The sequence below is a fragment of the Gimibacter soli genome, assembly GCF_028463845.1.
GTDB lineage: Bacteria > Pseudomonadota > Alphaproteobacteria > Sphingomonadales > Kordiimonadaceae > Gimibacter > Gimibacter soli.
On record NZ_CP116805.1, the window covers coordinates 204,793 to 227,750 of the forward strand.

General features: G+C 62.3%; 23 protein-coding genes. 8 read left to right on the forward strand and 15 right to left on the reverse strand.

The window, feature by feature from the left end; genetic code table 11:
* Positions 1-12: 12 nt before the first annotated feature.
* The 7 genes from PH603_RS00950 to PH603_RS00980 all read right to left on the reverse strand — a co-directional run bounded on the left by PH603_RS00950 (position 13) and on the right by PH603_RS00980 (position 7,028).
* The gene (locus PH603_RS00950) at positions 13-501 is read right to left on the reverse strand and encodes a hypothetical protein (protein WP_289504042.1); all 489 of its coding nucleotides are present in this window, start codon (positions 499-501) and stop codon (positions 13-15) included.
* Between the two features lie 88 nt (positions 502-589).
* Entirely contained in the window at positions 590-937 is a 348-nt protein-coding gene (locus tag PH603_RS00955; RefSeq protein ID WP_289504043.1) for an ArsR/SmtB family transcription factor, read from the reverse strand.
* Positions 934-1,416: an SRPBCC family protein gene (locus PH603_RS00960; protein WP_289504044.1), complete on the reverse strand. Its 483-nt coding sequence runs from the start codon at positions 1,414-1,416 to the stop codon at positions 934-936. Before PH603_RS00960 ends, PH603_RS00955 begins: the two co-directional genes overlap by 4 nt.
* A gap of 82 nt (positions 1,417-1,498) precedes the next feature.
* A complete protein-coding gene (locus tag PH603_RS00965) occupies positions 1,499-2,011 on the reverse strand; it encodes a DUF1697 domain-containing protein (protein ID WP_289504045.1) in 513 nt (170 codons plus the stop codon).
* 146 nt (positions 2,012-2,157) lie between these two features.
* Entirely contained in the window at positions 2,158-4,323 is a 2,166-nt protein-coding gene (gene katG, locus PH603_RS00970; protein ID WP_353507430.1) for a catalase/peroxidase HPI, read from the reverse strand.
* 281 nt (positions 4,324-4,604) lie between these two features.
* Entirely contained in the window at positions 4,605-6,434 is a 1,830-nt protein-coding gene (locus PH603_RS00975; RefSeq protein WP_289504047.1) for a M2 family metallopeptidase, read from the reverse strand.
* Between the two features lie 120 nt (positions 6,435-6,554).
* Positions 6,555-7,028 carry an aminoacyl-tRNA deacylase gene (locus tag PH603_RS00980; protein ID WP_289504048.1) on the reverse strand — a complete coding sequence of 158 codons (474 nt, stop codon included), beginning with the start codon at positions 7,026-7,028 and terminating at the stop codon, positions 6,555-6,557.
* A gap of 162 nt (positions 7,029-7,190) precedes the next feature.
* On the opposite strand from PH603_RS00980, the gene PH603_RS00985 reads away from it, so the two are divergent.
* Entirely contained in the window at positions 7,191-7,871 is a 681-nt protein-coding gene (locus PH603_RS00985) for a glutathione S-transferase family protein (RefSeq protein ID WP_289504049.1), read from the forward strand.
* A gap of 3 nt (positions 7,872-7,874) precedes the next feature.
* Here the strand turns inward: PH603_RS00985 and PH603_RS00990 are convergent, their stop codons facing one another.
* From PH603_RS00990 to PH603_RS01015, 6 genes are read right to left on the reverse strand one after another with little or no spacing between them, the layout of a single operon-like run.
* The gene (locus PH603_RS00990) at positions 7,875-8,303 is read right to left on the reverse strand and encodes a RidA family protein (RefSeq protein ID WP_289504050.1); all 429 of its coding nucleotides are present in this window, start codon (positions 8,301-8,303) and stop codon (positions 7,875-7,877) included.
* A 12-nt stretch (positions 8,304-8,315) separates the two neighbouring features.
* Positions 8,316-8,696, reverse strand: a complete 381-nt coding sequence (locus tag PH603_RS00995) for an MGMT family protein (RefSeq protein ID WP_289504051.1) — start codon at positions 8,694-8,696, stop codon at positions 8,316-8,318.
* A 1-nt stretch (position 8,697) separates the two neighbouring features.
* On the reverse strand, positions 8,698-9,411 hold the full coding sequence (locus PH603_RS01000; protein ID WP_289504052.1) for an aspartate/glutamate racemase family protein: 714 nt from the start codon (positions 9,409-9,411) through the stop codon (positions 8,698-8,700).
* A gap of 4 nt (positions 9,412-9,415) precedes the next feature.
* Positions 9,416-10,621 carry a formate-dependent phosphoribosylglycinamide formyltransferase gene (purT, locus tag PH603_RS01005; protein WP_289504053.1) on the reverse strand — a complete coding sequence of 402 codons (1,206 nt, stop codon included), beginning with the start codon at positions 10,619-10,621 and terminating at the stop codon, positions 9,416-9,418.
* A gap of 28 nt (positions 10,622-10,649) precedes the next feature.
* Positions 10,650-12,044 carry an L-serine ammonia-lyase gene (locus tag PH603_RS01010; protein ID WP_289504054.1) on the reverse strand — a complete coding sequence of 465 codons (1,395 nt, stop codon included), beginning with the start codon at positions 12,042-12,044 and terminating at the stop codon, positions 10,650-10,652.
* A gap of 40 nt (positions 12,045-12,084) precedes the next feature.
* Positions 12,085-13,521, reverse strand: a complete 1,437-nt coding sequence (locus PH603_RS01015) for a helix-turn-helix domain-containing protein (protein WP_289504055.1) — start codon at positions 13,519-13,521, stop codon at positions 12,085-12,087.
* Between the two features lie 201 nt (positions 13,522-13,722).
* Between PH603_RS01015 and aceB the strand changes: the two genes are divergently transcribed.
* From aceB to PH603_RS01045, 6 genes are all read left to right on the forward strand, one after another.
* Complete coding sequence (gene aceB, locus PH603_RS01020; RefSeq protein WP_289504056.1) at positions 13,723-15,333, forward strand: malate synthase A; 1,611 nt, start codon at positions 13,723-13,725, stop codon at positions 15,331-15,333.
* Positions 15,334-15,368: 35 nt separating this feature from the next.
* Positions 15,369-16,652, forward strand: a complete 1,284-nt coding sequence (gene aceA, locus PH603_RS01025) for an isocitrate lyase (RefSeq protein WP_289504057.1) — start codon at positions 15,369-15,371, stop codon at positions 16,650-16,652.
* A gap of 299 nt (positions 16,653-16,951) precedes the next feature.
* Positions 16,952-17,515 (forward strand): TIGR00645 family protein, encoded by a 564-nt coding sequence (locus PH603_RS01030; RefSeq protein WP_289504058.1) that lies wholly within the window; start codon positions 16,952-16,954, stop codon positions 17,513-17,515.
* A gap of 114 nt (positions 17,516-17,629) precedes the next feature.
* The gene (locus PH603_RS01035) at positions 17,630-19,033 is read left to right on the forward strand and encodes a cytochrome ubiquinol oxidase subunit I (protein ID WP_289504059.1); all 1,404 of its coding nucleotides are present in this window, start codon (positions 17,630-17,632) and stop codon (positions 19,031-19,033) included.
* Positions 19,026-20,027 carry a cytochrome d ubiquinol oxidase subunit II gene (gene cydB / locus PH603_RS01040; RefSeq protein WP_289504060.1) on the forward strand — a complete coding sequence of 334 codons (1,002 nt, stop codon included), beginning with the start codon at positions 19,026-19,028 and terminating at the stop codon, positions 20,025-20,027. The genes PH603_RS01035 and cydB overlap by 8 nt, the downstream gene beginning before the upstream one ends.
* Complete coding sequence (locus tag PH603_RS01045) at positions 20,027-20,155, forward strand: DUF2474 family protein (RefSeq protein ID WP_289504061.1); 129 nt, start codon at positions 20,027-20,029, stop codon at positions 20,153-20,155. Before cydB ends, PH603_RS01045 begins: the two co-directional genes overlap by 1 nt.
* Positions 20,156-20,173: 18 nt before the next feature.
* On the opposite strand, the gene PH603_RS01050 is transcribed toward PH603_RS01045, so the two are convergent.
* Both PH603_RS01050 and PH603_RS01055 read right to left on the reverse strand, forming a co-directional pair.
* The gene (locus PH603_RS01050) at positions 20,174-20,974 is read right to left on the reverse strand and encodes an acyl-CoA thioesterase (RefSeq protein ID WP_289504062.1); all 801 of its coding nucleotides are present in this window, start codon (positions 20,972-20,974) and stop codon (positions 20,174-20,176) included.
* A 119-nt stretch (positions 20,975-21,093) separates the two neighbouring features.
* Entirely contained in the window at positions 21,094-21,876 is a 783-nt protein-coding gene (locus tag PH603_RS01055) for an SDR family NAD(P)-dependent oxidoreductase (RefSeq protein WP_289504063.1), read from the reverse strand.
* Between the two features lie 157 nt (positions 21,877-22,033).
* On the opposite strand from PH603_RS01055, the gene PH603_RS01060 reads away from it, so the two are divergent.
* Positions 22,034-22,957, forward strand: a complete 924-nt coding sequence (locus PH603_RS01060; RefSeq protein ID WP_289504064.1) for an AraC family transcriptional regulator — start codon at positions 22,034-22,036, stop codon at positions 22,955-22,957.
* Position 22,958: the final 1 nt, after the last annotated feature.

Here is a 22,958-nt window from a genome sequence, read left to right on the forward strand (position 1 = left end):
GACCTATCGCGGCTAAACCGCCGCCAGTAGCCGGTACTTCAGGAACCGGCTTCCCTGATAGTCAATCTCGCCCACAAAGGTGGCGCCAAGGCTGGTGAAGGCGCGGAAGCGGGTGCGCGAGGGTGGCAGCAGGAAAGTGACATACGGGATGCGCGGGTCTGACCGTGCAAAGGCAAGCGCCTGCCGGGTGATGGCGGGGCCAGCCCCGAAGCAGTCGGGCCTCAGCACCAGCCCGAAATCCCATTCATCCCCTTCTTTCTGGAAACCGCCCCAGCCGACATAGCGGCCGTCCTGTAGGAACGCCCAGTGGCCGAGCCCGTCGCGCTGCCACGAGGCTTCCTTGGCGGCCACAAAGTCGGCGATCCGCGCCTCATCCCATGTGAAGGTCAGAAGCGGCATATGGCGTGCAAGCCGAGGGTCGGACATATGCGCCATCAGCTCGCCCACCGGAATTTCCGGCAGGCGCGCGAATGTGATCGCCCCTGTTCGGCTGTTGTTCATGCCACGTCTCCCCGCAATCCTTGTGCGGATACTGACTGGCAAGGGAACATCCGGCGATCAAATCACCACCGATCAACAGCCTGTGTGGTCAGCTGTTTTCGCCCTCTTCCTCGTCCAGAAAGGCACCAAGCCGGTCGAGGCGGCGTTCCCACAGGGTACGGCGCTCGCTGAGCCAGCGTTCGGCCAGCGCGAAGGTTTCGGGCATCAGGTGGCAGGTGCGCACCCTGCCCTGCTTCTCAGTACGGACAAGGCCGCTTTCCTCAAGCGCCTGGATATGCTGCACGACGGCGGCGAGCGACATATCAAGCGGCCGGGCGAGATCGGACACCGACGAAGGCTGCGCACTGAGCGCATCAAGGATCGCCCGGCGGGTAGGGTCGCCAAGCGCCTGGAAGATGCGATCCACCGTCGCTGGTTCGAGCCCTGCGCCGATCATAATGTGCCCTCAAGGAAACGGGCCAGCCGGTCAATCAGCTCTTCCCAGCCCTGCTGGCGCATTGCGATCCCGTCGCCGCCCGCGAAGAAGGCTGCCTGCTCGGTGAAGATAAGCTTGGAGCCGGTGCCATCAGGCAGGAATTCGACCGTCGCCAGCGACGATGAAATCCGCGCCTCCCCGACCGTCATCGTATAGGCCGTGACGATGCGGGCGCCCTCGACGATATCCATATAGACGGTATCGTTGATGCAGGGCGTGCCTTCCTCGATCGGCTTGTCCGCCACAAAGCGGAAACAGGACCGTTCGGTGCCGCCCACACGAAAATCCATCTCGAAGGAATCGACATGGAAGCCATCGCTTTCCACAAACCAGCGGCGCTTCTTCGCCGGGTCGCGGAAGGCGTCGAAGGCCTTGGCGGGGCTCGCCCTATAGTGCCGCACAATCGTGAAATTGCCGTGGATGACGGTCGGGTCGGACATGATTTTTCCTCGCTGATATTTGTTAAGTTGAAACTTAACTATACCGGCGCCCGATAATAGTCAAGTGATAACTTAAGTGTCATCACAAGGCGTCTGCCATCGCGACAAGCTTGGTGACCGTGTTGATATTGCGGGAGGTGCCAAGGGCGGCGGCGGGCACCTGCAGCTTCGATCCCGCCATGCCGTCACCATAGAAGATATAAATCTCGCGGTCGCCCAGCACGATCTGCTCGTCCATGTGATGACGCGCGCGGGTGATCGTATCGGCGGGCGGCGGGTCGTTGAGGAAGGTGACAAGGGTGCGGTTGGGCGCCTCGCCGGGGAAGGGGTTGGCGGCAAGGGCGGCAGCCATCCCTTCAGGCTTCCGGGTGATCACGCCCACAGGCTTGCCCGCATAGGCCAGAAGCCGCGCTTCCAGCGCCTGCCGCACCTCGGCCTCGGCAAGCGGGCTTTTGAACAGCACATTGCCGCTGGCGATATAGGTTTTCACAGCCGAGAACCCGATTTCCTCGCACATGGCCTTCAGTTCCACCATCGGCAGCTTGCCCGTGCCGCCCACATTCACCGCCCGCAGGAGCGCGATATAGGTTTGCATCTTATCCCTCTTCTTTTCCTCGCTACACCCAAGTATGCGGGGCCGGCACCGGCACAAGCAAGACGCGGTTTTTGCGGCGGGGTATCCCGGGCAGCAAAAAGCCCCCGACATATGCGGGGGCTTTTCAGGTCTCACGCCGGCATTCCTCAGGCGAGGTCGAACCGGTCGGCGTTCATCACCTTCACCCAGGCGGCGACAAAGTCCCGCGCGAACTTTTCGCTGGCGTCATCCTGCGCATAAAGCTCGGCGATGGCACGGAGGACGGAGTTGGAGCCGAACACCAGATCGATCCGGGTCGCGGTCCATTTCACCTTGCCGGTCTTGCGGTCGCGGATCTCGTACAGATTGTTCGCGGCCGGCACCCAGCTGTTTGCCATGTCGGTGAGGTTGACGAAAAAGTCGGTCGTCAGCGCGCCTTCCCGTGCGGTGAACACCCCATGCTTGGTGCCGCCGTGGTTGGTGCCGATCACCCGCATGCCGCCCACCAGCACCGTCATTTCCTTGGCGGTGAGGCCCATCAGCTGGGTGCGGTCCAGCATTAGTTCTTCCGGGCTGACGGCATAGTCCTTCTTCAACCAGTTCCTGTAGCCGTCATGGATCGGCTCCAGCACGTCGAACGAGTCTGCATCTGTCTGTGCGTCGGTCGCGTCGCCGCGGCCTGCGGCGAAAGGCACGCTGATATCGAAGCCCGCCGCTTTCGCGGCCAACTCAATGCCAAGGTTGCCACCAAGCACGATCACATCGGCAACGCTCGCACCCGTATCCTTTGCGATACCTTCATAGACCTTCAATATCTTGGCGAGGCGCTTTGGCTCGTTGCCTTCCCAGTCCTTCATGGGGGCGAGGCGAATGCGGGCACCATTGGCGCCGCCGCGCATGTCGGACCCCCGGAAGGTGCGGGCACTATCCCATGCGGTCGAAACCAGATCGCTGACCGAAAGCCCGGCAGCGGCGATCCGCGATTTCACATTGCCGATGTCATACTGGCGGTTGCCAGCTGGTACCGGGTCCTGCCACAGCAGGTCTTCTGCCGGTACATCGGGGCCGATGTACCGGGCTTTCGGCCCCATGTCGCGGTGCGTCAGCTTGAACCATGCACGGGCGAAGGTATCGGAGAAATAATCCTGATCCTTGGCGAAACGTTCGGAGATTTTCCGGTAGGCCGGATCAACCTTCATCGCCATGTCGGCGTCCGTCATGATCGGCATGCAGCGGATCGACGGGTCTTCCACATCCACCGGCATATCTTCAGGCGTGATCGAGACGGGCTCCCACTGCCAGGCACCAGCCGGGCTCTTTTTCGATTCCCATTCATGATTCAACAGCATCTTGAAATAGCCATTGTCCCACTTGGTCGGATGCGTGGTCCAGGCGCCTTCAAGGCCGCTTGTCACCGAATTGCGCCCGATCCCCCGCGATTTTTTGTTGAGCCAGCCAAGGCCCTGATCTTCCACGGCACCGCCTTCCGGGTCCGGCCCGAGCACCGAGGCATCACCGTTGCCGTGCGCCTTGCCAACCGTGTGGCCACCGGCGGTGAGCGCCACGGTTTCCTCATCATTCATTGCCATGCGGGCAAAGGTGACGCGCACATCCTTGGCCGACTTCATCGGGTCGGGCACGCCGTTCACGCCTTCGGGGTTCACGTAGATGAGGCCCATCTGCACAGCCGCGAGCGGATTTTCGAGGCTTTCGCGGTCCTCGCCGTCATAGCGGCTGGAGCCGAGCCAATCCTTCTCCGCGCCCCAGTAAATGTCCTTTTCCGGATGCCAGATATCCTTGCGCCCGAAGCCGAAGCCGAAGCTTTTCAGCCCCATCGATTCGTAAGCCATGGTGCCGGCAAGGATGATGAGATCGGCCCAGCTGAGGCTGTTGCCGTATTTCTTCTTGATCGGCCACAGGAGGCGCCGGGCCTTGTCGAGGTTGCCGTTATCGGGCCAAGAGTTGAGCGGTGCGAAACGCTGGTTGCCAGTGCCGCCACCGCCGCGCCCGTCTGCGGTGCGGTAGGTGCCCGCCGCGTGCCACGCCATACGGATGAAAAGGCCACCGTAATGACCCCAGTCAGCCGGCCACCAGTCCTGGCTTTCGGTCATCAGTGCCTTCAGGTCGGCCTTGAGGGCCGCCACATCCAGCTTCTTCACTTCTTCGGCGTAATCGAAATCCGCCCCCATCGGGTCGGTCTTGGTGTCGTGCTGGTGCAGGATGTCGAGATTGAGCGCTTTCGGCCACCAGTCCATGACTGTCGTGCCTGTTGCCGTAATCCCGCCGTGCATCACGGGGCATTTGCCAGTGGTGCGGCCGTCGCTTCCATCCATCATGATATCCTCCTTCAGGGACCGTATGCGTGCAGATGATGCAGCTTCAAAACCCGAACACCGTGTGAAACGGTGCGAAATTCTGTGAACCGGTAAGTCAGGACAGATACTGGCGAGCGATACACCGTGATGAGGCCCGCTGCCTTCGTCCGGTCTTTCAAATGCTCGCAGACGCAGCCTAGGGCGTCCAATTGAACGATAGTATGACTGTGATCAATTTTCCCAATAAAAAAGGCCCCCGCGAGATGCGGAGGCCTTTGTCTGGTCGCTAGCGGGAAGGATTATTCCCAGCCGCAGTTGCGGTCCTTGTTCTGCTCGTCGAGCCAAGCCTGAAGCGGCGCGAAATAGGCCAGAACAGCCGAGGCATCCATGTCGCGGGTACCGGCGAAAGCTTCCAGCGCTTCGGGCCACGGCTTCGAGGCGCCCATGGCCAGCATGGCCTTCAGCTTCTCGCCCACTTCCTTGTTGCCATAGAAGCTGCAGCGGTGCAGCGGGCCATCGAACCCGGCCTGTTCGCACGCAGCCTTGTAAAGCTGGAACTGCAGGATATGGGCAAGGAAATAACGGGTGTAAGGCGTGTTGCCCGGGATGTGATACTTGGCACCCGGATCGAAGTCAGCCTCGGTGCGTTCCACCGGTGCCGACAGGCCCTGATACTGCCGGCGCAGCTTCCACCAGGCTTCGTTATAATGATCCGGCGTGATCTCGCCGTTGAACACGCCCCAGCGCCAGCGATCGACCATCAGGCCGAACGGCAGGAAGGCAACCTTGTCGAGCGCCTGCTTGAGAAGGAGCCCGATATCGGCCGCAGCGTCCGGCTGCTCATCCAGGAGACCGAGTTCCACCAGATAAGCGGGCGTCGTGGAAAGGGCCACGGCATCGCCGATTGCCTCATGGAAGCCATCATGCGCGCCACCGCGGAACAGGATGCTCTGCGGGGCATAGTTCGTGTAATAGAAGATGTGGCCAAGCTCGTGGTGCATGGTGCGGAAGTCTTCGCCCGTCACCTCTGTGCACATCTTGATCCGCACGTCCGACGTGGTGATATCCCAGGCGGACGCATGGCACTGCACATCGCGGTCGCGCGGTTTGGTGATCAGCGAACGTTCCCAGAAGGTTTCCGGCAGCGCCGGGATCCCGAGCGAAGTGAAGAATTGTTCGCCCGTCTTGGCTATCTTCATCGCGTCATAGCCCTTCTCGTTCAGAAGGGCGGTGAGGTCATAGCCGGGGTCGGCGTCGCCCGAGGCAACCAGATCGAAAATCTCGCCCCATTGCTGCGCCCAGACGTTACCCACAAGATGCGCCGGAATGGTGCCGTCCTGCGGCATGGTGCGGCTGCCGTAATAGTCGGAAAGCTTGGCGCGCACATGGCACTGCAGCGATTGGTACAGCGGCTTCACCTGCCCCCAGAGGCGTTCGGTTTCTGCCGTGAAATCGTCGGCCGGCATGTCATAGCCCGACCGCCACAGCGCGCCGGTGTCGGCAAAGCCGAGGTCGCGCGAACCGGCGTTCGCCAGTTCCACCATGCGGGCATATTTGTCCTTCATGGGGGCCGAGACCTGACGCCAGCCAGCCCACACGTCCTTCAATTCCTCCGGATCGCGGGAGCTTGCCATGATGCGGATGATGTCGCGGTCATTCAGGCAGGTGCCGTCTTCCTTGCAATATTTGCCGGTGGCATACATGGAATCGAGATCGGCCTTGATGGTGGCGAGCTCCGACGCCAGCGCCGGGTCGGACGGGGCCGGGATGGTCAGGCCCTGCTTCATGATTTCAAGCTTGCGGCGGGTTTCGGCGTCCACTTCCACATCGTTGAAGCGAGCGGCATCCTTCGCCAGTTCCATCGACAGCGCGGTCGAGGCCTCGTCGGCGCGGGCGGCAAGGAAGCTCGTATCCACGGTCACGAAGTTGGCCTGCACCCAGGCGGCGCGGGCAGCATATTCGCGGTCGGTTTCAAGCCGGGCTTCGGCTTCAGTCACGAAGGCCATGGCTTCGGCAGCGGTCGGCGCGGCCGGTGCTTTTGCCTCTTCCTTCTTGTCTCCGCACGCGGCAAGGGCCGTGGCAAGTGCAATGGCAATCGCAAGCCGCGAAACGCTAGCTGGTCGTATCATGATATCCCCCTGGAAATTTGTTTCTGTTGAAACACACTTCACGGAAAGGCACCGACCTTGTCAATGCCCTGTGCGGCGAACCGATGCCGAAAGCCTGTGGCCCGTGCAGGGCGCCGTGCCCTAGTGCCGGCGGGCGATGGTGGCGTGTTCGGTCTTGCCGTCCATCAGCCGGGCAAAGGCATCGCGCTTCACATGCACGAGCGTGGTGTGATCGCCAGCTTCGAAATAGATATCCTCGATGCCATCAAGCCGCTTGTCGACGATGGTGCGCATGTCATAGGCGGTGCCAAGGGCCGGCACGGCGCCGGGGTCGCAGTCCGGGAACATGCGGCTGGCTTCGGCTTCGCTCGCAAGCCCCAGCCGTTCATCCAGCCGGTGGCTCAGTTCGGCAAGGTCGATCTGGTGCGAGGCGGGCACCACGGCCACCAAATAGCCGTGATCGGATTTAAGGAGCACGCCCTTGGCGAGCTCGGCGCCCGGAATATGGGCGACGCGGGCGATGCGCTGCGCGGTGACGGCGCGGTCGTGCGGCATCAGGTCGAAGGCGACACCCTTCTTCTGAAGATAGGTCTGGATCGTGGGGGACATAGACATTTTCGGCCTCCTAGCGGTCGGGGTTTCAGGACCAGTCGGACGCAATACAGATGTAGGGCAAGCATATCACAAAGCCCCCAAAAATCCCACCTGCAGGTTGGGGGAGACGGGCGCACATTGACACTGTAGGCTCGGCCCATTGACCGGAAGGGGGAGCCGCCAATGGCGCTGACACTGCACTATCATCCGCTATCGTCCTATTGCCACAAGGTGCTGATCGGCCTTTATGAGCTGGACGTGCCCTTCACCCCGGCCATCCTCAACCTGATGGACCCGGCGGAGCGCGAACGATTCCTCGAAATCTCGCCCATGGGCAAGATGCCGGCACTGGTTGACGAAACGCGCGGAGAAACGGCCACCGAATCGTCGATCATCATCGAATATCTGGATCAGCATTATCCCGGCGCCCGGCCCCTGTTGCCGACCGATGCCGACGCCTGCCTGATGGCTCGCAAGATGGACCGGGTTTTCGATCTTTATGTGATGACGCCCGTGCAGAAGATCATCGGCGACGGCTTCCGCCCGGAGGGCGGGCACGACACCATCGGCGTAGCTGAAGCCCACACCACGCTGAAGGCGGCGTACGGGATGCTCGACCGGCATTTCTATGGCCGCACTTGGGCGGCGGGGGACCGGTTCAGCATTGCTGACTGCGCGGCGGCCCCTGCCCTGTTCTATGCCCGCACGCTGGAACCTTTCGGGGAAGATAACGACCTTCTCGCCGCCTATTTCGAACGGCTGTGCGAGCGGCCATCCTTTGCGCGCGTCCTTACGGAAACCAGGCCCTGGTTCCATATGTATCCGCGCGTCGATGCCGTCGAAGCGCGGTTCCTGGCCGACTGAAAGCTACTTCTTCGCGATACACTCAAGCTCGACCTTCGCACCCATGGCGAGGCCATTGGCCCCGAAGGCGCTGCGGGCCGGCTTGTTGCCGGGGAAATAGGTGACATAGACCTTGTTGAAATCGGCCCATTCGCTGATGTCCGCGAGGAAAACCGTGCATTTCACCACCCGGTCCATGCCCACACCGGCGCGGGCGAGCGCTGCCTTGGTGTTTTCCATCGCCTGACGGGCTTCGGCGGCCATGCCGCCCTCGACGAGCTTGCCGTCCTTGTCACCGATCTGGCCGGAGGCGAAGACGAAGCCGCCCGCTTCCACCGCCGCCGAGAAAGGCAGGTTGGCGTTAGCGCCTTCCATGCTGTGGAAAACGATATCGTCGGCCGAGGCCGCAAAGGTGAAACCGATGCTGGCGATCAGGATGGCTGCAGCTCTCATGAAATCCTCCCATTAACCCGGCCAGTGCCGGATGATGCTCATATAATCGACCATATCGAAGCCCGTGGCCTCGCACCAGTCCGGGCCGGGCCCTTCCCAGGCGACTTTCTTCCAGTCCACCTTGCCGGACTTTGAAAACTCGATCCCTTCGGCCTCAAGCGCGATGCGCTGGCGCTCCGATCCGGGCCGTGGGCTGATGCCGCCCGAGGCATTGATAATACGCTGCCATGGCACATCGGTATCCGTCGGCAGGCCGTTCATGGCAAAGCCGACGATGCGCGGGGTGGAGCCGGGCACGAGGGTGGAGATCATCCCGTAGCTCGCCACCCGCCCCGGCGGGATCATCCGCACCAGATCATGGATCGCCGCGAACAGCCCCTCGCCCGCCGGCATGTCAGGGCTCCAGCGCCATGGCGACCGCCGCGTCCACATGAAGCCCGGCGGTATCGAACATCGGGTAATCGGGCCGGTCAGCCTGAGCGATCAACAGGCAAATCTCGGTGCAGCCCATGATCAGGCCTTCGGCGCCTGCCGCCCGGTATTTGTCGGCGATTTCCAGATAGCGCGCTTTCGAGGCCAGGCTGATCTCGCCCTTGCAAAGCTCATCGAAAATGATCCGGTCCACATCGCGCCGCTCGGCTTCATCCGGCACCATGATCTCGAGCCCGAAATTGCGGGCATAATAGTCCCGCATATAGGGCGCCGACATCACAGGGTATGTGCCAAGGAGGAGGATGCGTTTCAGCCCCGCCGCCCTGATCGCAGCACCGGTCGGGTCCGCGATATGGAGGAAGGGGATGCTGATGCCGTCAGTGAAGCGCTCATATACCCGGTGAACGGTGTTGGAAGCGCAGATCAGGAAATCGGCCCCGGCGCGTTCGGCGGCAACCGCCTTTTCGGCGAGATAGTCGCCAAGTGCGTCCCAGCCGTCGTTCCGCACCCAATATTCGATATTGCCGAAATTGACCCCGATGATCACCGTTTCCGCAATATCCCAGCCACCAAGCCGCGCGTTCGCGGCGGCGTTGATCATGCGGTAATATTCGCTCGTCGCCTCGGCGCTCATGCCACCAAGGAGTCCTATCTTCTTCTGCTTCAGGGGCCGCACGCGCTCAACCCTTTACCGGACGCACAAGGGACGCTGCTTCCTTGGCGCGGGCGCGGGCCTCGGCAACTGTCTCGCCGCGTGCCACGGCCACGCCCATGCGGCGGCGGGCAAAGCTTTCGGGCTTGCCGAAAAGGCGCACTTCGGTTTCGGGCACACGCAGGGCTTCATCCAGCCCTTCAAAGGCGATGCCTTGCTCTTCCATGCCGCCATAAATAACGGCGCTTGCCCCCGGCGACGCCATCGCCGTATCGGTCGGCAGGCCCAGCAGCGCACGGGCATGCAGTTCAAATTCCGACTGGTGCTGGGTCACAAGCGTGACAAGCCCCGTATCGTGCGGCCGCGGGCTGACTTCCGAGAACCAGACCTGATCGCCCTTCACGAAAAGCTCGACCCCGAAAATGCCAAGCCCACCAAGGGAATCGGTCACGGCCTTGGCAATGTCGCGGGCGCGGGCAAGGGCCGTCGGGCTCATGGGTTGCGGCTGCCAGCTTTCCACATAGTCGCCCGATTGCTGCACATGGCCGATGGGGTCGCAGAAGCTGGTTTCAACAAGCCCGCTGGGGCCTTTTGAGCGCACGGTCAGGAGCGTGATCTCGAACTCGAAATCGATAAAGCCTTCCACGATGACCCGCGCACCCTTCACGCGACCCGCCGCTTCGGCATAGTCCCATGCTTTGTCCACATCATCGGGCCCCTTCAGGAGGCTCTGCCCTTTGCCGGAGGAGGACATCACCGGCTTCACGAAGCAGGGATAGCCAGTGCCCTTGTTGCCTTCGATCGCCTTGCGGATTTCATCAGCGGACGATGCAAAAGCATATTTGCTGGTCGGCAGGCCAAGTTCTTCAGCTGCCAGCCGGCGGATGCCTTCGCGGTTCATGGTCAGCTGCACGGCGCGCGCCGTCGGGATCACCGTGGCGGCGCCCGACGCCTCGATCTCGGCGAGGGCGTCCGTGGCAATCGCCTCGATCTCCGGCACGATATAGTGCGGCTGTTCCCTGGCGATCAGCGCCTTCAGGGCACCCGCATCCGTCATGTCGACCGCGTGCGCGCGGTGCGCCACCTGATGGCCCGGCGCTCCTTCGTAGCGGTCCACAGCAATCACCTCGACCCCGTAGCGCTGCAAGGCGATGATGACTTCCTTGCCAAGCTCGCCGGCGCCCAGAAGCATCACGCGGGTGGCGGTGGGTGAGTTGGGGGTGCCGATCTTCATGGCCGTTTCCTTCCCTTGTGAAGCGCCGTCAGCAATCGACGACCGTCGCCTCAATCGGTACGGTGACAGCAAGGCCGCCCCGCGCCGTTTCCTTATATTTGGATTTCATGTCACGCCCGGTGAGGCGCATGGTGCGGATCACCTTGTCGAGGCTGACGAAATGGGTGCCATCGCCCTTGAGCGCGAGGCGCGCCGCATTGATCGCCTTGATCGAGGCCATCGCGTTCCGCTCGATACACGGCACCTGCACAAGCCCGCCGATGGGATCGCAGGTGAGGCCAAGATTATGCTCCATCGCGATCTCGGCGGCGTTTTCAACCTGCGCCGGCGTGCCGCCCATTACTTCAGCCAGTCCCGCTGCCGCCATCGAGCAAGCCGAGCCGACCTCGCCTTGGCAGCCGACTTCCGCGCCCGAGATGGACGCGTTTTCCTTGAAAAGCATGCCAACGGCCCCGGCGGTCAGCAGGAATTTCACAACGCCCGCGTCATTCGCACCGGGCACGAAGCGGGTGTAATAGTGGAGGACCGCCGGCACGATGCCCGCCGCCCCGTTGGTGGGCGCGGTGACCACACGGCCCCCGGCGGCGTTTTCCTCGTTCACGGCGAGCGCATAAAGATTGACCCAATCGAGGATCGTCAGCGGATCGGTAAGGGCGGCTTCGGCGCGGTTCGCGAGCTGACGATAAAGGCTTGATGCCCGGCGCTTGATCTTCAGGCCCGGCATGATGCCATCCGAATTGCAGCCGCGCTTCACGCATTCCTGCATCACCGCCCAGATATTCAAAAGCTCCGCCCGGATCTGGTCAGCCGAGCGCATGACCTTCTCGTTCGCGAACATGATATCGCTGATCGATTTCTCGGCCTTTTCGCAGTGGGCGAGAAGCTCGGCCCCCGACGAGAAGGGATAGGGCACCTTCACGGGCGGTGCCTTGAAGGCATCCTTCGCGGCCTCAGCTTCCGAGACGATAAAACCGCCGCCGATGGAATAATAGATGACGTTCGCAAGCTCGGTGCCGTCAGCGGCTTCCGCCGTGAAACGCATGCCGTTCGGGTGGAAGGGCAACCGTTCGCGCGGCAGCAGCACCAGATCGGTGCCTTCCTCGAAGGGGACAGGGCGGCTACCGTTCAGCCGGATGCTGGCACGCTCACGCACCTCGGCGATCATGTCGGCGGCCTTGTCCACATCCACGTTTGCCGGTTCCTCGCCCATCAGGCCAAGAATCACCGCGCCGTCCGACCCGTGACCGCGGCCCGTGGCCCCGAGCGAGCCATAAAGCTTCACCCGCACGCGCGACACAGAGCCAAGCTTGGCTGCTTCCTCAAGGCCATTCAGGAAGGCGCGGGCAGCCCGCATCGGCCCCACGGTATGCGAGCTTGAAGGCCCGATGCCGATGGAAAAAAGGTCTAGAACGCTTGTTGTCATAGAAAGGCCACCCCTGAGTTTGGCCCCTTATATAGCAGACCTATTCCGAGGAGAAGCGATAGGACGAAATTCCGCGCGACCGTTCATCCAGGATCAGCGCCCGGGTGAGCGGCGGATGCGCGCGCTGCGGGCAGTTCGGCCGTTCGCACAGGCGGCAATCGGGGCCAACCGGTGTGGCATCGATATTCTCGAGATCATGGCCTTTGGCGTAAATCAGGTCCCGCGCGTGGCCGATATCGCAGCCAAGGCCAATGGCCACCTGCTGGTCCGGCGCGCCGAAGATGGCCCCCACCCGCCGCACCGTGCGCGACAGGGTGAAATAGGTCGTCTTGTCCGGCATCTCGATGATCTGCGTGACGATCCGGCCCGGGGTGGTGAAGGTGTCATGCACGCTCCACAAGGGGCAGGTGCCGCCGAAGCGGGTGAAATGGAAGCGCCCCGCCGAATAGCGCTTCGACACATTCCCCGCCTTGTCCACCCGCACAAGGAAGAAGGGGATGCCGCGCTCCCCCGGTTTCTGCAGCGTCGTCAGCCGGTGGCAGACCTGTTCGAAACTGCAGCCATAGCGGCGGCCCAGATGCTCCACATCATATTTCAGCGCGCGGGCATCCCTCAGAAACCGGCCATAAGGCATTATGAGGGCAGCAGCGAAATAGTTGGCGAGGCTGATGCGCAACAGACGATGCGCTTCATCCGTCTGAAAGGTCGGCATCTCCGACAGGCGCTGGATCAGCGGGCGCTGTTCGAGAAGTGCCAGCTGGAACGCGATCTGGAACTGGCGGGCCTGCCGGTCCAGCAGTTCCGAAAGCTGCAGCTGCCGCCGGTGGAAATCGAAATGCCGGAGCGTTTCCGGCATCACCTCGTGCGGCATGATCCGCACGCGCACGCCGTGCTCTTCATCAAGCCGGGCGGAAAGCAGCAGGAACGGGTCGTCGCGGTCGAGCCCGAGTTCCGTATGGAGCGATTCGGCAGCTTCATCAAGCTCGGGGAAATAATTGCGCCGGTCATGCAGGAAATCGCGCACCTCATCCACCGGCACCACGGTTTCAGTCGCCGCCCCGGTGCGGTCTACCACCTGATTCGACAAATCACTCGCCGCCTGCCGGGCTTGCCGCAGCGCACTGTAAAGAAGGTTGAAGGCCTCGACCCCTTTCGGGGCGGCATCGGCCATGTCCTGCATGTCCCCACGCGTGAGGCCGAGCGACTTGAACATCGGGTCGGCCATGATCTCGGTGAGGTCGGCGAAGGCGCGGGCCTCGTCGGTGCCGGCGAATGTGGCCAGCTCCACGTCGTAAACTTCAGCGAGCCGCAAGAGGAACTGGGCCGAAACCGGGCGCTGGTTACGCTCCACCAGATTCAGGTAACTCGTTGAAAAACCGAGGGCCGCCGACATCTGCGCCTGGCTGAGGCCAAGCTCACGCCGGAGCCGCCGGATACGCGGCCCCGCGAAAATCTTTTTCTGGGCGGCTTCGGCCATGGCCCTGCTCCTTCAAATCACGCCTTTCATCCTACTCATACAAAATTTACATATCAACTTTTTTACATAAACAAACACATACAATCAGACACTTTTTGTAACATTTCGCAATTGCACAAGAAATATCAGGTGGGATACTGGTCCTGTCACCGCAACATTGTTGCCGACACATTCGTTACGATTGAAGAAAGGGACAGGAACATGACGGCTTCGACGCTCCAGAAAAGCGCTCCGCTCAGCCTTACGATCACCGGCAAGACCGATGAGCGCACGGCGCGTGTGCTGACGGCGGACGCGGTCGCCTTCATTGCTGACCTTGAAGCCCGCTTCGGCGCGCGTCGCGCCAAGCTCATCGAAGCCCGTGCCGAGCGCCAGAAGCGTTTCGACGCCGGCGAGCTGCCGGATTTCCTGCCCGAGACCGCCGACATCCGCAACAAGCCCTGGACCATCCTCGGCACGCCGGCTGACCTGAAGGATCGCCGCGTCGAGATCACCGGGCCGGTTGACCGCAAGATGATGATCAACGCCTTCAATTCGGGCGCCAATGTTTTCATGGCCGATTTCGAGGATGCCTCGGCGCCGACCTGGGCCAATATGATCGACGGCCAGATCAACCTGATCGATTACGCCGACGGCAAGCTGACCTTCAACGATCCGTCGAACGGCAAGTCCTACGCCCTCGGCGAAAAGACTGCTGTTCTGAAAGTTCGCCCGCGTGGCCTCCATATGCTGGAGGCCCACGCCGAACTGAACGGCCAGCCGATCTCGGCCAGCTTCTTCGATTTCGGCCTTTATGCCTTCCATTCGGCAGCCAAGCTGCTGGACCGTGGCACCGGCGCCTATTTCTACCTGCCGAAACTGGAGAGCCACAAGGAAGCTGCCCTTTGGGACGATGTCTTCGCCTATGCCGAAGCCGCCCTCGGGCTGCCGCATGGCAGCCTGAAGGCCACGATCCTGATCGAGACCCTGCCCGCCGCGTTCGAGATGGACGAGATCCTCCATGCCATGAAGGATCATATCGTCGGCCTCAACTGCGGCCGCTGGGACTATATCTTCAGCTATATCAAGCGCATCGGCAAAAACCCGGCGTACCTGCTGCCGGACCGCGCCGAAGTGACGATGGGCAAGGCCTTCCTGCGCGCCTATTCGCTTCTCCTGATCAAGACCTGCCACAAGCGCGGCGCCCATGCGATGGGCGGCATGGCAGCCCAGATCCCGGTGAAGAATGATGAAGCCGCCAACGAGGCCGCCTTCAACAAGGTCCGCGCCGACAAGGAACGCGAAGCCGCCAACGGCCACGACGGCACGTGGGTGGCGCACCCCGCGCTCGTGCCCGTGGCGCTTGAGGTCTTCAACAAGCTGATGCCGCAAGCCAACCAGATCATCCGCAAGCGCGAGGATGTGACCATCACCGCCGCCGATCTGCTGGAACCACATCAGGGCCAGGCGACCGAGAAGGGCCTGCGCGAGAATATCCGGGTCGGCGTTCAATATATCGAAGCCTGGCTGCAGGGTAAGGGCGCTGTGCCGCTTTATAACCTGATGGAAGATGCCGCCACGGCCGAAATCAGCCGTACCCAGATCTGGCAGCAACTTTATCACGGCGCCAAGCTCGATGACGGCCGCACGGTCGACCGCGCCCTCGTCCAGTCGCTTTATGACAGCGAAATGGCGGGGCTGAAGGAAGCGCTGGGCACCGAAACCCTTGAAAACGGCCGCTTCAAAGATGCCGGCAAACTGTTCCTCGATCTCGTCTTCGCTGACGAGCTCGCCGAATTCCTGACAACCCCGGCCTACGGCCTCATCCAATAACCGAAAAAACCAGTTCCCCGAACGGAGTAAGTGACATGACCAAGGAAACCTTCGAATCCTACCTCGGCGTTGAAAAAGACCGCTACAAATATATCGAGCGCAACTACACGCTCGAAGATGTGAAGCGTCTCGCCGGTTCGGTACAGGTTCAGCACACGCTCGCCGACCGTGGCTCGCGCAAGCTGTGGGATCTCCTCAATACCGAAGACTATGTCCACAGCCTCGGTGCCATGACCGGCAACCAGGCCATGCAGATGGTTCGCGCCGGCCTGAAGGCCATTTACCTGTCGGGCTGGCAGGTAGCCGCCGACAGCAACACCGCGAGCGCCATGTATCCGGACCAGTCGCTCTATCCGGCGAATGCTGCTCCTGAGCTTTGCCGTCGCATCAACCGCACCCTGCAGCGTGCCGACCAGATCGAACATGCCGAGGGCGGTGCGAAGCGCGACTGGTTCGCCCCCATCGTTGCCGACGCCGAAGCCGGCTTCGGCGGCAAGCTGAACGCCTTCGAGATCATGAAGGCCTTTATCGAGGCCGGCGCCTCGGGCGTTCACTTCGAAGACCAACTGGCAGCCGAGAAGAAATGCGGCCACCTCGGTGGCAAAGTGCTGATCCCGACGCAAGCGCACGAGCAGAACCTGCAGGCCGCCCGTCTGGCCGCTGACATCTGCGGTACGCCGTCGATCATCATCGCCCGTACGGACGCCGAATCCGCCAAGCTCATCACCTCGGACGTTGACGAGCGCGACCATGCCTTCATCCTGAAGGACAAGGGCCGCACCTCGGAAGGCTTCTTCCATCTCGATGCCGGCGTCGACCATTGCATCGCCCGCGGCCTTGCGTTCGCCAAGCACGCCGACCTGCTGTGGTGGGAAACCTCGACCCCGAACCTCGAAGACGCGAAGAAATTCGCCGAAGCGATCCAGAAGGCCTATCCCGGCAAGATGATGGCTTACAACTGCTCGCCGTCGTTCAACTGGGAAGCCAAGCTGGACAAGGACACGATTGCCAAGTTCCAGCGTGAGCTGGGCGCCATGGGCTACAAATACCAGTTCGTGACGCTGGCCGGTTTCCACAGCCTCAACTACGGCATGTTCGAACTGGCTTCGGGCTACCGCGACCGCGGCATGGCTGCCTATTCGGAACTGCAGCAGGCCGAGTTTGCTTCGGAAAAAGACGGTTACACCGCAACGCGCCACCAGCGCGAGGTTGGCACCGGCTACTTCGACGAAGTTGCACAAGCCATCACCAAAGGTCAGGCGTCGACCACCGCCATGGGCGAATCGACCGAGACCGCACAATTCGTGGCGGCCGAATAACAGCCACCCCGCCTGTTCCGCTTCTTTAGCCTTGGCGGAACAGGCGGCCAGTCCACGGGGCAGCGGAGGGCGCCCCGCCCGGACTGACAGAATTGCCGGCCTTGTCCCTTGGGAGGGGAGGCGGGGTCGGCGCCCACTTGTCCCTCACATCCTGACAAGGCCCCCTTGAAAGGATGTACTCACGGGGGCCGGTTCCTTAGAGACCGGCCCTCTTTTTCTTTGTGCCGGTTGCGCTTGCCGGGCCCTGTCCCTATCTGCTAGAGGCCGCCAAGCCCCCAGAAAGGAAAACAGGGACAATCATGACCGACCAGCCTGCCGCCCATCCCGCCCCCCTGAAGCCGCTGCGCCCCCTGCCGATGCTGATCTTCAGCTCGCGCTGGCTGCAGCTCCCGCTTTATATCGGCCTCATTGCGGCGCAGTGTGTGTATGTCTTTCTGTTCCTCAAGGAACTGGTCCATCTCGTCAGCCACGCCACCACTTTCTCGGAGCAGCAGATCATGCTCGTGGTGCTGGGCCTCATTGACGTGGTGATGATCTCGAACCTTCTCGTGATGGTCATTGTTGGCGGCTATGAAACCTTTGTCTCCCGCCTTGGTCTGCAAGGGCACCCCGACCAGCCGGAATGGCTGAGCCATGTGAATGCCGGTGTCCTGAAGGTGAAACTCGCGATGGCGATCATTGGCATATCGTCGATCCATCTTCTGCGGACCTTCATCGAGGCCTCGTCGATCGGGCTTGAAAATGCCCGCATCACCAGCGAGGCGGTGATGTGGCAGACGATCATCCACAGCGTCTTCATCCTGTCTGCCGTCGGGATCGCCTATGTGGACCGGATGACCCAGGTCAAGCACCCGCCTCGCTGACACCCTGCGGCAACCTGCCGCGCGCTATCCTGCCGCATTGTGTGACCGGCCTTCCCATGGGACACTCTCCTTCATCGTATCAGGAGATGCACCTTCAGCCAGGGAGGGTCCCCCATGCCGGAATTCCTGACGGCCGAACTACTTGCCCGTGCGCAGTTTGCCTTCACCGTTTCGTTTCACATCGTCTTTCCCGCCTTCTCGATCGGGCTTGCTTCCTATCTTGCCGTGCTCGAGGGCCTGTGGCTGAAGACGGGGGATGAAGCCTATCTCACCACCTTCCGCTATTGGCTGAAGATCTTCGCCGTCGCCTTCGGGATGGGGGTCGTCTCTGGCATTGTGATGAGCTACCAGTTCGGCACCAACTGGGCGGTCTATGCCGACAAGACGGGGCCGGTGCTCGGGCCCCTTCTCGGTTACGAGGTCCTTTCGGCCTTCTTCCTCGAAGCCGGGTTCCTTGGCATCATGCTGTTCGGGCTCGAACGCGTGGGCAAGAAGCTGCATTTCATGGCGACCCTCATGGTTGCCGTCGGCACGCTCTTCTCGGCCTTCTGGATCCTCAGCGTGAACAGCTGGATGCAGACCCCGGCGGGTTACGGCATCAACGAGGCCGGCCAGTTCATCGTCGAGGACTGGTGGGCGGTTGTTTTCAACCCCTCCTTCCCCTACCGGCTGGTTCATATGACGCTTGCCGCTTACCTCACCACCGCCTTCGTGGTTGGCGGGGTGGGTGCGTGGCATCTCCTCAAGGACCGCAGCAACCGCCCGGCGCGCATCATGTTCTCGATGGCCATGTGGATGGCGCTGGTCGTGGCACCCCTTCAGGTGATCGCGGGGGACATGCACGGGCTGAACACGCTTGAGCACCAGCCCGCCAAAGTGGCCGCGATGGAAGGCCACTGGGAAACCGGCAGCCGGGTGCCGCTTCTGCTGTTCGCGGTGCCGGACAACGAGGCCGAGGGCAACCATTTCGAGATCGGCGTGCCGGCGCTCGCGAGCGTCATCCTGAAGCACGACCCCGACGGCGTGATCCAGGGCCTGAAAGACTGGCCGAAGGAAGACCGCCCGCCCGTTTTCATCGTCTTCTGGTCGTTCCGCATCATGGTGGCCATCGGCTTCCTGATGGTCGGCATCGGCCTGTGGAGCCTGATCGCACGGATGCGCGGCAAGCTTTATGAAAGCCCGCTCCTCGGCAAAGCCGCTGTCCTGATGGCACCGTCCGGCTTCATCGCCGTGCTAGCGGGCTGGGTCGTCACCGAGGTCGGCCGCCAGCCCTATACGGTTTACGGCCTGCTGCGCACCGCCGATTCGCTTTCACCGGTGGAGGCCCCGGCCGTTGCCACCTCGCTCGCCATCTTTGCTGTCGTCTATTTCATCGTGTTCGGCGCGGGCACTGTCTACATCCTGCGCCAGATGGCCGAACGGCCCGGCACGCCAGCGCACGTCCCGGAAGGCCCGACCCGGGCCGCCGCCTACACGACCGACTATGTGAAGCTCGCCGAAGGAGGCCGCCATGATTGATCTGCCGCTTCTCTGGGCGCTCCTTATCGCCACCGCGATCCTGATCTATGTGATCCTTGATGGCTTCGATCTCGGCATCGGTATCCTTTTCCCCTTCCTTGAAACGGATGAGGACCGCGACACCGCCATGAACAGCGTGGCCCCCGTGTGGGACGGCAACGAAACATGGCTGGTGCTTGGTGGCGGCGGACTTTTTGCCACCTTCCCGCTCGCCTATGCCGTGCTGATGCCGGCCCTTTATGTGCCGGTAATCCTGATGTTGCTTGGCCTCATTTTCCGAGGTGTGGCGTTCGAGTTCCGCTGGAAAAGCCGGGGCCACCGCAAGGCATGGGACCATTCCTTCACTATCGGCTCGATGGTCGCAAGCTTCTGCCAGGGCATCGCGCTTGGCGCCTTTGTGCAGGGGATCGCCGTCGAGGGCCGCGCCTATGCCGGCGGCTGGTGGGACTGGCTGACCCCCTTCAGCCTGCTGACCGGTCTCGCCCTCGTCATCGGCTATGCGCTCCTTGGCGCCACATGGCTGGTGATGAAAACCGAAGGCCGGCTGGGGCTCAAAGCCGTGCGCTATGCCCGCGTCACCATGATCGGCACCGTGATGTTTATCGCGCTCATCAGCCTCGCGACCCTGTCGCTTGACCCCCGCTTCATGGCGGCATGGACGGCGTGGCCCGCCATCCTTTATGTGGCGCCGGTGCCCTTTGCCGTGGCCCTGCTCGCCTTCTATCTCTGGCGGTCGCTTGGTCGCGCGATGGACCATCGGCCGTTCCTCGCCACCATCGGGCTTTTCGTGCTTTCCTTCGTCGGGCTCGGGATCAGCCTTTTCCCCTATATCGTGCCGATGGAAATCACCATCTGGGAGGCAGCGGCCCCCGACAAAAGCCTCAGCTTCCTGATGGTCGGCACCGCCTTCCTGTTGCCGCTGATCCTCGGCTACACGGGCTATGCCTACTGGGTGTTCCGCGGCAAGATGAAGCCTGGGGAAGGCTATCACTGATGGCAGGGGAACCAGATAGCGAACAACGCCCGCTCGGCAAGCGGCTCCTTTGGTTTGCCGGGCTCTGGCTCGCCAGCGTCATCGCCCTCGGTATCGTTGCCTACGGGATCAGGGCCGTGCTGCTTTAGCGCTTTTACCGCGCTTCATCATTGTGCAAGCGGCACAGGACGGTGGGTGGCGTCCACCGCGACCATCACAAATTCGCCCCTGCCACACTGGCGGCGCACGTCCGTGTGCAGGTTTTCGGCCCAGAGCTGCACCTCCACCCTGACCGACGAGCGCCCGGTGGCAAGGATTCGCGGCAGGGTGATGACCACCTCGCCGTTCTGGATCTGGTTGGTGAAATCGACCCGTTCGGTGCCCGCCATCACCACGGTTTTCCGGGAATGGCGCGAAGCCGCGATGAAAGCGGCCTTGCCCATCGCGGCAAGCGCATGGCCACCATACAGGCTGCCATAATGGCTGGTGCGTTCGGGGAAGACGATCTCGACCATCGCCGAATGCAGGGCCGGGTCAACCGGTGCCGTCGGCGCGGGCGTCAGGGGCGGCAGCACACCGCCGATTGCCGCAAGGCGCGGCCCCACCGCCACCATGTTGAAAATCCCGCGCGAGCAATGGCGGCGCTCGCCCGTGATCGGCCCTTCCGCCACCATATCGACCTCGACGGAAAGCGACTTCCGCCCGACGCGGACGACCGATCCGGTCAGTTCCACAATATCGCCGATCATGGCCGGCGCCTCGAAATCGATCCGCTCGCACGAGGCGGTGACGAAATCGACATGGGCATGGCGCGAGGCGGCAATGAAGGCCACCTTGTCCATATGCGCGAGGCCAGTCCCGCCAAACAGCGTGCCATGATGGTTGGCGTCGCCCGGGAAGACGATATCGGCAAGCCGGGTGGGGCCGGCGAAAAGGGGATGATCGGGGGTCATGCTGCTGCCTTCCATATTCTTTCCCGCAGGAATGGCCGCGAATGCGCCGGGGTGCAACTGGAAAGTCAGTGGCTATGAAAAACGCCGGGCAGTGCAACCACTGCCCGGCGTTCCTGTTGGCCCCGAGGTGACCCTCAGAGGAGCATGCCGCCCGACGCTTCGATGCGCTGGCCGGTGATCCAGTTGTTATCGTCCGACAGGAGTGAGGCGACCATCGGACCGATATCGCCCGGCAGACCAACCCGGCCAAGCGCCGTGATCGAGGCGATCTGCTGGTTGAGATCGGCATTATCGCGCACCGCACCACCGCCGAAATCGGTCTCGATGGCGCCGGGGGCAACCGTGTTGACGGCAATGCCGCGCGGCCCCAGTTCCTTCGCGAGATAACGGGTCAGCACCTCGATCGCGCCTTTCATGGCGGCATAGGCCGCATAACCCGGCATGCTGAAACGCGCGAGGCCCGACGAGATATTGATGATCCGGCCGCCATCCGCGATCAGCGGCAGCAGGGTCTGCGTCAGGAAGAAGGTGCCCTTGAAGTGGGTGTTCGAAAGCTGATCGAAGGCTTCTTCGGTCGTCTCGGCGAAGGAGGCATGATGGCCGGCCCCGGCATTGTTGACGAGATGGTCGAACTGGCCGGTATTCCAGTTGGCCTGCAGGGCTTCTTTCACCTGGGCTGCGAATGCCTTGAAGCTGGCGGTGGCGCCCACATCCAGCTGCAGGGCAACCGCCTTGCGGCCGAGGGCCTCGATGGCGCGCACGGCACTGTCGGCTTCGGCCTTGTTCGAATGATAAGTGAAGATAACGTCGGTGCCTTTGGCGGCCAGGTTCACCGCCGTGTTGCGGCCAAGCCCGCGGCTGCCGCCGGTGATGAGGGCGATACGCTGGGCGCGGACGGGGAATTCTTTCTTGTTCATGTCGCTTTCTCCTGTTGGGGGGCTGTTGTCGAGGGTGACTATGCCCCGCCCGGAAAAATGCTGCATGCCCGATACCGGGAATTTCTTGCCTAATCCTGCAAAGCGTATTGGCCGGCAGGCCGATTGGCCTTAAATTCATGCTTGAAAGGAAACCGTCATGTTCGCAGCCCTCAGAGAAGCCGCTGAAGCCTTCACCGCCCCCCACCAGCCGGAAGACGGGCTGATCGCCACGCCGCTGGCTGACCTTGTGTTCATGAAATGCGGGGTGCAGACCCTGCCCCGCCATGTGCTTTACAAGCCAGCCCTGTGCGTGATCCTGAGCGGTGCCAAGGAAGTCACCCTGTCGGACCGCAGCCTTGAATATTCGGAAGGCAAGATGCTGGTTGTCGGGATCGACCTGCCGGCGCGCAGCGGCATCACCAAGGCACCTTACCTGGGCATGGCGCTGGAGCTGGATGCCGGCATCATGCGCGAAGTGATCGCCGGGATCGACATGCAGAAAGCCCCCCCGACTGAAGGCGGGCTTGGCATCCTTGTCAATCAGCTGAGCGACCCGGTAGCCGATTGCCTTGCCCGGCTGATACGGCTGTTCGAGCGGCCCGAGGCCGTGCCGGTCCTCTACCCTTCACTCGCCCGCGAGCTTTATTACTGGCTGCTGACCGGCCCGGGCGCGCAGGAAATCCGCCGGCTGGTGCTGACCACCGGCCACACCCAGCGCATTGCCAAAGCGATCCATGCCCTGAAAAGCAATTATGACCAGCCGATCCGCATCCAGGACCTGGCAGAAACCGCCTGCATGAGCGCGTCATCATTTCACCAGCATTTCAAGGCGCTGACCTCGATGACGCCGCTGCAGTTCCAGAAGCAGCTGCGACTGCTGGAAGCGCGCCGCCTGATGACATGCGAGGCCGCCAACGTCACCCACGCCGCCTTCAAGGTCGGCTACGAGAGCACGTCGCAGTTCAGCCGGGAATATACCCGCCATTTCGGCATTTCACCGAAGCAGGATGCGATGGCAGTGCGAGGGGGGACGGCGCAGCCCTCGGACCCGGCAGGCCATGCTGCCGGGCGGGCGGCCTGAG